This window comes from Lachnospira multipara ATCC 19207 (assembly GCF_000424105.1).
GTDB lineage: Bacteria > Bacillota > Clostridia > Lachnospirales > Lachnospiraceae > Lachnospira > Lachnospira multipara.
The window spans coordinates 543,568-553,257 of the sequence record NZ_AUJG01000001.1; the positions used below are offsets into that span (position 1 = coordinate 543,568).

13 protein-coding genes are annotated in these 9,690 nt (G+C 36.0%); 12 read left to right on the forward strand and 1 reads right to left on the reverse strand.

Annotated features, from left to right (window positions below; translation table 11 throughout):
• Window positions 1-39 precede the first annotated feature (39 nt).
• The 10 genes from G600_RS14895 (at window position 40) to G600_RS0102370 (ending at window position 7,521) form a co-directional block, all read left to right on the forward strand.
• Window positions 40-1,005, forward strand: a complete 966-nt coding sequence (locus tag G600_RS14895) for a hypothetical protein (RefSeq protein ID WP_155885918.1) — start codon at window positions 40-42, stop codon at window positions 1,003-1,005.
• Between the two features lie 22 nt (window positions 1,006-1,027).
• Window positions 1,028-1,258, forward strand: a complete 231-nt coding sequence (locus G600_RS16275; protein ID WP_081669376.1) for an ORF6N domain-containing protein — start codon at window positions 1,028-1,030, stop codon at window positions 1,256-1,258.
• Window positions 1,259-1,278: 20 nt separating this feature from the next.
• A complete protein-coding gene (locus G600_RS0102325; RefSeq protein WP_027430494.1) occupies window positions 1,279-1,869 on the forward strand; it encodes an HD domain-containing protein in 591 nt (196 codons plus the stop codon).
• Window positions 1,870-1,910: 41 nt separating this feature from the next.
• Window positions 1,911-2,147, forward strand: coding sequence for a pyridoxamine 5'-phosphate oxidase family protein (locus tag G600_RS0102330; RefSeq protein ID WP_027430495.1), 237 nt, complete (start codon window positions 1,911-1,913; stop codon window positions 2,145-2,147).
• A 60-nt stretch (window positions 2,148-2,207) separates the two neighbouring features.
• Complete coding sequence (locus G600_RS13520; protein ID WP_207637188.1) at window positions 2,208-3,515, forward strand: MATE family Na+-driven efflux transporter; 1,308 nt, start codon at window positions 2,208-2,210, stop codon at window positions 3,513-3,515.
• 44 nt (window positions 3,516-3,559) lie between these two features.
• Window positions 3,560-3,751: a CpXC domain-containing protein gene (locus G600_RS16210; RefSeq protein ID WP_027430496.1), complete on the forward strand. Its 192-nt coding sequence runs from the start codon at window positions 3,560-3,562 to the stop codon at window positions 3,749-3,751.
• Between the two features lie 186 nt (window positions 3,752-3,937).
• Window positions 3,938-5,083, forward strand: coding sequence for an ATP-binding protein (locus G600_RS13525; protein WP_242826338.1), 1,146 nt, complete (start codon window positions 3,938-3,940; stop codon window positions 5,081-5,083).
• A 199-nt stretch (window positions 5,084-5,282) separates the two neighbouring features.
• Window positions 5,283-5,846: an NUDIX hydrolase gene (locus G600_RS0102355; protein WP_027430497.1), complete on the forward strand. Its 564-nt coding sequence runs from the start codon at window positions 5,283-5,285 to the stop codon at window positions 5,844-5,846.
• Window positions 5,847-6,277: 431 nt separating this feature from the next.
• Window positions 6,278-6,904, forward strand: a complete 627-nt coding sequence (locus G600_RS0102360) for a DUF6088 family protein (protein WP_027430498.1) — start codon at window positions 6,278-6,280, stop codon at window positions 6,902-6,904.
• 329 nt (window positions 6,905-7,233) lie between these two features.
• The gene (locus G600_RS0102370; protein WP_027430499.1) at window positions 7,234-7,521 is read left to right on the forward strand and encodes a type IV toxin-antitoxin system AbiEi family antitoxin domain-containing protein; all 288 of its coding nucleotides are present in this window, start codon (window positions 7,234-7,236) and stop codon (window positions 7,519-7,521) included.
• Between the two features lie 13 nt (window positions 7,522-7,534).
• Here the strand turns inward: G600_RS0102370 and G600_RS16215 are convergent, their stop codons facing one another.
• Window positions 7,535-7,813 (reverse strand): TetR-like C-terminal domain-containing protein, encoded by a 279-nt coding sequence (locus G600_RS16215; protein ID WP_162141491.1) that lies wholly within the window; start codon window positions 7,811-7,813, stop codon window positions 7,535-7,537.
• A gap of 237 nt (window positions 7,814-8,050) precedes the next feature.
• Between G600_RS16215 and G600_RS0102380 the strand changes: the two genes are divergently transcribed.
• Window positions 8,051-8,704, forward strand: a complete 654-nt coding sequence (locus G600_RS0102380; protein WP_027430500.1) for a flavodoxin family protein — start codon at window positions 8,051-8,053, stop codon at window positions 8,702-8,704.
• A gap of 484 nt (window positions 8,705-9,188) precedes the next feature.
• A partial coding sequence (locus tag G600_RS0102385) for an RNA-guided endonuclease InsQ/TnpB family protein (protein ID WP_027430501.1) occupies window positions 9,189-9,690 on the forward strand: 502 nt, incomplete at its 3' end.

Sequence of the window (9,690 nt, forward strand, 5' to 3'; positions counted from 1 at the left end):
TTAAGTGATGAGGACTTACTACAATATGTTGAAGATAGTGTGTACTCGGAACTGGAGGCACAGTTTAATAGTGAAGACTATATTATTCAGGATGTAAGTGCTGTATATATATCTAAGGAATACCTTGACGAATTGGCATACAATTCACAGTCCAATATTTATTTTGGATACACGTTAGAAGAAGTAGAAGCCCAGTTTGATGGAGACAGATTTGTTTTTACATGCAATGATGCAGGCGAAACTGTCGTTACAAAATATGAGGAATACGATGATACCTATGAGCAGGTAATAAAAAATGTAGCAATAGGATCAGGCGTAATTCTTGTATGTGTAACAGTATCTGTAATTAGTGGTGGTGCAGGAGCTCCCGCTGTATCAGCTGTTTTTGCAGCATCTGCAAAGACTGGAACGATTTTTGCATTATCAACAGGTTTGCTCAGTGGCGCCACGAGTGCCCTTGTTACCGGGGTTCAGACAGGGAATGTCAAGCAAACAGTAGATGCAGCAGCACTTTCTGCTAGTGATGGTTTTAAGTGGGGTGCAATTACCGGAGTGATAACCGGTGGAACATCTAAGGCTCTTGAAATTCATAAAGCTGCAAGAACAGCATCATCGATTCCGACGCCAAGGGAATCTGAAGTATATGCTAAGGGTATTTATGGCGGAGATGAACAGGTCTCATACTTAGCAGGAGAGAAGGTGACTGCAAATACAGCTGGAGCAACAAGACCGGATGTGGTTGTTACAAAAGCAAACGGATCGATTGAAGCAATAGAGGTAAAGAATTATAATCTGGCGAGTCAGAACAGCAGAAATACGTTGTATTCAGAATTAGAAAGGCAAGTTACTTCAAGAGTAGAAAATCTTCCAGCAGGTTCAACTCAGAAGATTATTTTGGATACGAGAGGAAGAGGCTTTTCTAAAGAATTAACGTCAGAGGTTGTAAAGAAAATTCGAAACAGATTAAATGGGGTATATCCTAATATTCCGATTGAAGTCTTGTAAGTAACATCTTGCGCAAACCTTTATACAACAGCGGAAGGACAGGATTTATTATTTGAGTTGCTTTCAATTAACAAAGGATGAATATGATAACTTGAGGTCGCAATTTGCGACCTCAAGTGAAGAGTATGGTGGACGTAGATATTTACCATATGTTTTCACGGAGCAAGCACTAGAAAAGTATGGATTCAAGCATTGTGGTGTTATTTATCTTTTGAATGGGAATCCGAGAGAGGCTTACCAGTTTATGGTGTAAAAGAAATGGGAGGAGGTACTATGTATCCAACAAGAGACGAGGCTGAACAGCTTCTTAAAGAAGCAGAAAAACTAAATCCAGGACCATGGGGAGACCATAGTAGAACAGTGGCTCATTGTGCTCAATGTATTGCAGAAAAGAGCGGATTGAATTCAGATAAGGCGTATGTGGTTGGTCTATTGCATGATATCGGAAGAAGGTTTGGGAAACGTCATCTGGGACATGTTTTTGACGGATATTCATATATGATGTCACTAGGATATGATGAGGTTGCCAGAGTTTGTCTAACTCACTCGTTCAATAGGAAAACTATTGATGCATATGTGGGTAATTTCGATACAAACGAAGAAGAAACAGAGCTTATAAAGACCGAGTTAGCTAAAACCGACTTTGATGAATATGATAAGTTGATTCAACTTTGTGATTCTATTGGTGGTGCTGAAGGCGTCATGGACATCATTGATAGAATGAATGATGTGAAAAGTCGCTATGGTTATTATGATCAGGAAAAATGGGATACCAATTTAGAATTAAAAAATTACTTTGAACAATTGATGGGGCAGGATGTTTATTCTGCTGTGGGTAAAGACAACTACAAACCTAAGGTTTAATATAAATAATAAAGAGTTGAGAGAACTCAGAAATTGTTCACATGGAGGCAGCAGATTTAAAAGAAAGGATCGAAAGCTTCATTGGTGCGCATAATACTTGTGCGCTGGCGACAGCTTCTGCTGATATGGTGCGCAATACACCGATTGAATATAACTATGTGGATAGTTGCTTTTACTTTTTCTCTGAAAGTGGATTGAAGTTCAAGGACCTGAAGGAAAATAAGAATGTGGGCATTGCCATCTTTGAACCTGATCAAGGTGGTGCCGACAACTTATGACTATCTGGATTCTGATTTGAAGAAGGATGGTTTCGGAAGCAGGCAGCATTTGGAGGTTATATGGTAGATAAGGTAAGAGAATCATTAAAAAGAATAGATCATCGCTTATTTATAGCGTTACTATTTATGGGACTTTGCCCAACAGTGTACACTACACTCCGGACATTTTTCCTAGGAACACTTCCGGGAGAATGGTCGTATTCGATTGCTGGGCAGTTGTCATGGATTAATCTGATATACGAAGTGATTAATGAGGCAATCATATTGCCGCTTTACTTTTTTATGGGAAGTGCATTAACGGATAAGAAGGCTTTTGCTAATAGAATTAGAAGCGGTTTATTAGTTTCATTTGGAGTATATGCTGTTTGTTCGGTGCTTGTTGCTACATTTATCAATCCATTACTTCAGTTTATGGCGGTATCTACAGATATCATTGAGGAGTCGGTGGCCTACATAAGAATAGAGTGCGTGGCAAATGTATTTGGTATATTATACAGCTTTCTACTGGTAGCGCTGGTATCTATTGGAAAGGATAAAATGGTATATATAATGACGGGAGCTAAATTGGTAATGTGTATCATTCTTGATACGATGTTGGTTTCTAATCTTCCAGTATCAATGAAGCTTGGAGTTAATGGCATTGGCATTTCAAATTGTATTTCTAACCTGTTGCTGTTTGTTATTGCATTTGCATTGATTCAGAGTTGTGGATATCCGTTGTGGTCCAAGGAAAGATTATCATTTGATTGGATGAAAGATTTCTTCAAGATTGGTGGAATCTCTGGTTTAGAATCATTTGTGAGAAATGTTGCTTATATGCTGATGGTTTCCCGAATGGTAAACATGGTTGGAGAGCAAGGGACTTATTGGGTTGCCAATAACTTTATCTGGGGATGGCTTTTGCTACCGATTACTCAGCTGGCTGAACTTATCAAACAGGAAACAGCTAAAGGTGAGAAGGCAGTAAGAGAGAATACATTGGGATACTTCTTCATTACAACAGTGATATGCTTACTATGGATTGTATTGATTCCTGCCTACAAGCTATTTATGAGATATGTACTTGGTTTTGATGATGTGAAAAAGTTGTTTGGCTTGGTAATGGTGCTGTTAGGATTTTATGTATTATATGCATATCAAAATATTTTTGATGCAACCTTCTATGGACGGGGTAAAACAGAGTATATGTTACTAGAATCAGTGGTTACTAATAGCATCTATTATGGCTTGTTCTTCGTATTATTCCTGACAGGAGTTTGGACTCCTACACTGATTGGGATTGCGTTGATGTTTGGTGGAGGAAATGCTTTTGATAGTGTGGTGTCGTACTTGGTTTATAGACGGTATAGGAAGAAGATTATGAATTAGGTCACTTTACCAACTTATTTACCAATGTGATATAACGAATCTGATTGGTAAAGTCCTCCAAATGCGGACATGAGGATGGGTTTATTATTTGGCAGAGCCTTAATGCCACACTTAATCCTGAGGCAAAAGCGGATATGATGGAAAGCAGTCTTTTTGAGCATAAATGCCCTAAATGTGGTCAGGTAGATAGCTATACATATGATCTTTTATATTACGACATGGAATCAATGTCATAATATGGTAGAAAAACGAAATGAATAGTTTGTATTATGCTGCACTTGTTATTCGTGCTAGTCTATTATTATGTCATTTATATTCGCTATTTTAGAAAAAAGGTATTAGTACCAATTTTCTAAAATAGTGATTGCTATAAATTGCAAATTCAATATAATCTTTATTATGATTATCTTATCAAAGATGGAGTGGCTGAGGAATGTATTATATCTGTTCCATTAGATGATGATGATTATATAGAGTATTGTGATCCTCAAAAATTGTCAGAGTACATCAAAAGTAAAATAACTGATTCAAACAAGCAGTATTACGTTTTTATAGACGAAGCGCAATATGCAATTACAAAGGAAGAAATGAAAAATCCAGATGTACCTATTAGACTTTATGGTGTTTTAAATGGATTGCTTAGAAAAAAGAATGTCGATGTATATGTTACAGGAAGTAATTCTAAGTTTTTATCTTCTGATATTTTGACAGAGTTCAGAGGTCGTGGCGATGAAATTCATATTGCACCGTTGGCTTTTTCGGAGTATTATCCTGCATCTGGAAAGGATAAATATGAAGCATGGCAAGAGTATTTGTTTTATGGTGGATTGCCACATATTTTAGCAGAACCAGATAATGAATCGAAAGAAGCATATCTTGAGCGATTAAATTCTGAAATATATATTAGAGATATAGTTGAAAGGTACGATATTCGTGATGCTGCTGGTATGGAAACCTTAATGAAAGTAATTGCATCGGCCATCGGTTCGTTGTCAAATGCTCAGAAAATATCTGATACATTTAATAGTAGTGGCGATAAGTCAATTTCAATGCCAACAATATCCAATTATTTAAAATATCTCACCGAAAGTTTTGTGATACAAAAAGGCGAAAGATATGATATTAAAGGTCGTAAATATATAGGAACACCTTCAAAATACTATTATACAGATTTGGGACTGCGAAATGCTCTTTTAAACTTTCGTCAATTTGAAGAAACACACTTGATGGAGAATGCTATTTATAATGAGCTAATATACAGAGGTTACAAAGTAGATGTGGGCGTGGTTGAAATTCGAGTTGATGAAAATGGAAAAAAAGCACATAAACAGCTAGAAGTTGATTTTGTTGTTAATCAAGGCAGTAAGCGATATTATATCCAGTCTGCATACGCGTTGCCAAATCAGGAAAAGGTAGAGCAAGAACAGGCATCACTTATTAAAATACCTGATTCATTTAAGAAGATAATTATTACGAGTGGAAACTTCCCGGTGTGGAGAAATGATCAAGGTATAACAATTATTGGACTATTTGATTTCTTACTGAATGACGATAGTCTAGATTATTGAACGTTTTATGCCAAATAGAATAGGTAAACCGAGTAGTGGGATTCACGTCATTCCTTTACCGTTAGGTCTTAGTAGGTGGAGGAATGGCGTATTTTTTTGAAAAACTGTCGGTTTCACAGGTCATTTGTGTTATTCTTATTGTAGTTGGAATTGCAGGTCTTAAGATTCTTGCAAAGGAATGAGGATAAAAGGGAGCAATATGGCAGAAGAGATTTTTGATATTGTAGATGAAAATGGGCAGCCTACAGGCGAGACAGTGAACAGATCACAGGCGCATGCTGAGGGCATTAGACATAGAACAGCTCATATATGGGTGGTTCGTGAAAAGGAAGATAAGACAGAGGTTCTCTTACAGAAGAGAGCAATGAATAAGGATTCTTTTCCGGGTAGATATGACACTTCATCAGCTGGGCATATTCAGGCTGGAGATGAGCCATTGGAATCCGCTGTTAGAGAATTGTCGGAGGAGCTTGGCATTCAGGCAGATCCAGATGATTTGCATTTTGCAGGAACATTTCCAATTCAGTATGAAAAGGAATTCCATGGCAAGCTATTTAAGGACAATGAAATTGCATTCGTTTATGTCTATGACAAGGAAGTTGGCATCGATAATCTTACTATCCAAAAGGAAGAGCTAGACAGTGTAGAGTGGTTCGACCTGGAGGAAGTGTATCAGGCATGCCAGCCACCAAGGAATGAGAAGTTTTGCGTTCCTATGGGAGGGTTGGAGAAAGTTCGTAAATATGTTAAAGCAGATGAGTGAAGGTTTGAATGATTGTCATATTCATAATAACAATTTAACACCAATGGAATTAAGATTTAGCTAATTTATCCGTCTGAAATGTTACCCAAAATGTTGACCAGTACATTAGCTGAAATTCCAATTATTTGGTAAAAAGTAATACATAATCGGTAGTATTATTTTTCGTATAGACAGCGTAAATCGATAAATTGGTTATGCGTTGTTTTTTTTTGTGGTTATCCACTACTTAAAAACGTGTAAATACACATAAAATGGTAATGGCTATTGTTTTAGAGAAGTATATGACTGTATGCCTACATATTCAGCCGTAAGGGAGTTGATTAAAAGAGCAAATTATAACGTTTATTAACTTTAACGGTTAAAAAGTGTTGTTATAAATATAACAGAAATGAACTAATGCTGTTAAAAAACCATTGCAAAGAGGTGTATTTATGTTATATGGATATTTGATTGAAAATTTTAAACCATATGAACCAATCTTCACTGTGGACATTGATATAGATATGGTGGGGAATTCTCTTCGCCCAAAACTGAAAGAATTATGCGATTCCGGTAAACTTTGTAGATATGAGGCGGGGGTTTATTATTTGCCTGGAAAAATGAAGTTGAAAGGTTTAACTCTGATATCAGCTAGTGCCGTTGCTAGAAGTAAATATGTTAATCGAAGAGGAAAAGTACGAGGATACTATTCGGGATATACTTTTGCTAATCAAATTGGACTTTCTCTACAGGTTCCTTATGTGCAAGAAATTGTTACGAATGAAGCCAGTGCCAAAGTAAGAGAGATTGATATTAAAGGACAGAAATTTATCATTCGAAAGCCTAAGGCTGAAGTTACAGAAGAGAATGTATATACATTACAGTTTTTGGATTTTCTTAGTGATATAGATAAATATCTGGATGGAAGATCAGAGAATATTCTTGATAAGTTAGAGAAACTTATTAAAGATGAAAATATTACAAAAGAACTTATTGATACATATATTAGTTTGTATCCGACAAGGATATATAAGAATCTTTATGAGACAGGAGTAGTTTATGCTATTACACAAGGATAGTAAAGGCCAATAAGAATGTGAATAGATGTATTCCGTGGAAGAGGAAATAAGTCACTTGTAGTCATCGTGACCACAGGTTGAATAAAATCATCAAAAATATAGTCATTGAAAAACTTTACAATTATGTATATTTAGTGTCAAATATATACACCATTGTAAAGTTTGTTTGAGGTGAAATATATGACTAAGTTTGAAGACAAAGAGGGAGACTGGATTTTAAACATCACCAGTGTTATCACTTTTGGCAGAATCCACCTTGTGGAAGATGAAAAAAATAGACATTCACACATTATTCGATATAAAATTAATGTGTGAAAGGTGGTGGCGAAATGAACAATGTTATTGAAAAACTAATTGCAGAATCGACAGATGGCCTTGTAAAAGTTACTGATGTTGAAGCTTATGGCGGAGATCGTCGAGCATTAAAATCTTATGTAAATAACAATAAACTGATGAGAGTTGGTCGAGGACTATATCAGATTACAGATGAATGGGAAGATGATTTATATATCCTTAGCGTAAAATATGAAAATAGAAATATCAATCTTTTAATGGATTACGCAGAACAATTACATGTTAAGAAAAAGATTTTGCGATATATGGAGGTACTACTATGAATGGTAAAAAATATTAAAAAAAGATTCTTCTTATATTCTCAGGCATAGAATGAAACATCATTTCTACTATAGTTTCAGCTGGGGTGATGTTGTCATTCATCAGCCATTCTCTTGTCATCCCCACACATCCGTAGCAGTATAGACGAATACTGTATAGAATTTGGGTATCCAATCTATCTGTATCAAGAATTTTCATAGCTTCGATAGAGTAACGGTCAACAAAGTATTCATGCATGTATTGCCAAAGTGGATTCTGGGAGTTGTCATCGTAAGCTTTCTTACAAAAATGTATTTATGTAAGAAATTCTATCATTATTATAATTCTGTAAGTGGATTAGCACAAGATTTGCCTTTATTCTAAAAGAGAAGCTTATGTATCATTAAAGGTTTTAGAGGAGGCATTTAAAATGCATTTTACAGAGACTGTTTATAGAAATCCATATTGGCCAACATTTCCACTTTTACAGATTACACAGGGGTGCACTCACAACAACTGTAAGAATTGGTTGAATATATGAAGGAGGGGCAAATGAAAACCATAATCTTTAACGGAAGTCCAAGAAAAAACTGGAATACTGCAATGCTTTTGAAAGAGGCAGAGAAGGGAGCCAGGGAAGCAGGATCTGAAACAGAATATATCGATTTATATGATTTACAGTTTACTGGCTGCCGAAGTTGTATGGCCTGCAAACGAAAAGATGGAGAGCGTTGTAAATGTTTTTGGAAGGATGATTTATCCTCAGTCATTGATCGTATCTTCCAATCGGATTCGCTGATTATCGGATCACCAATTTATCTGGGAGAAATTACCAGCCAAGTACACGCACTTATTGAACGCCTGCATTTTTGCGCACTGTCGTATGATGATTACTCTAATTATTTTAAGGGTAAAGTAAACGTTGGGATTATCCTAACTATGAACGCGTCTAAAGCTTACTTCGAGCAAAGCTACCTGGGAAAGGCAAAAGAGGTAGAGCAGATTTTTCGTGCTTTAAATGGAAATGTAGAAGTATATGCTGCTTGCGATACGCTTCAGGTGAATGATTACAGCAAGTTTAATATGGCAGGCTTCAGTGAGGAACATAAAAAAGAAATGCGGGAAAAGCAGTTCCCAGTAGATTTGGAGGAAGCATTTCGTTTGGGCAAAAGGCTTGCAAGGAGCATAGCTTGGGGCATGCGATGAATTCTGCCAAGATTTCTTCTGTGTTTTTTCATCTTTTACACTCTTATTTTACGCATATAGGCAATTTTAGTTTTATAAAACCCCGAAAAGGCAAGAATATGTTGCCTTTTTGGGGCTTTTTTGTGTGATTTGGATTAGCTGTAAATTTATTGAATTTTTCCAAGACCGGAAATCTAATCTTTTTCTAGTCTTTTCTCTTGATTTGGGCAATCCGACCAGCAACTTAGAAGTTCAAGAAATGAATTGCAATGTTTATAAATATAACATGCCGTGAGCAAGAAATCCCCCACCTCTAAACGAAGTGTAGGTGGTGGGATGAATTGCGAATAACACGGCATTTTTTGTTACATATAATTGTTATAAGAACATTTGTTTGACTATTTTGTAATTTGATTGTATAATATAAATATAAATCTATCGTATTACTCAGACGGTGTTACTGTAGATATTATTAAACAATACATTCAAGCACAAGGAAAGAAAGATGGCAAATAAGGCAATTAAGTACAGAGTATATCCTACAACTGAACAAGAAGTTATGTTTGCTAAGACCTTCGGCTGTTGTCGTAAGGTCTGGAATCTTATGCTTTCTGATAAGATTGACGGCTACAAAGCTACGGGCAAATTCCCCACTGTGACACCTGCCAAATATAAAAACGATTACCCTTATCTTAGGGAAATAGACAGTCTAGCTCTTGCCAATGTACAAATGAATTTACAGAAAGCCTACAAGAATTTCTTTGATAAAAAACGTAAAAAGAAAAATGGCTTCCCTAAATTCAAATCTCGTAAAGCTAGAAATAGCTATACCACTAATAATCAAAAAGGCACTGTTGCTATCATAGAGAATAAATATATCAAGCTTCCTAAGATCGGTAAGGTAAAAGCTGTAATTCACAGATTTCCAGAGGAAGACTGGATTATTAAATCAGCTACTGTGTCTAAAGAAAGAGATGGTAGTTTTTATATTTCTATTCTCTTTGAAT

Coding starts and splice junctions, on each gene's coding strand:
- G600_RS0102325 (WP_027430494.1), top strand. CDS start 1,279: ATGTATCCAACAAGAGACGAGGCTGAACAGCTTCTTAAAGAAGCAGAA.
- G600_RS0102330 (WP_027430495.1), top strand. CDS start 1,911: ATGGAGGCAGCAGATTTAAAAGAAAGGATCGAAAGCTTCATTGGTGCG.
- G600_RS13520 (WP_207637188.1), top strand. CDS start 2,208: ATGGTAGATAAGGTAAGAGAATCATTAAAAAGAATAGATCATCGCTTA.
- G600_RS0102355 (WP_027430497.1), top strand. CDS start 5,283: ATGGCAGAAGAGATTTTTGATATTGTAGATGAAAATGGGCAGCCTACA.
- G600_RS0102360 (WP_027430498.1), top strand. CDS start 6,278: ATGTTATATGGATATTTGATTGAAAATTTTAAACCATATGAACCAATC.
- G600_RS0102370 (WP_027430499.1), top strand. CDS start 7,234: ATGAACAATGTTATTGAAAAACTAATTGCAGAATCGACAGATGGCCTT.
- G600_RS0102380 (WP_027430500.1), top strand. CDS start 8,051: ATGAAAACCATAATCTTTAACGGAAGTCCAAGAAAAAACTGGAATACT.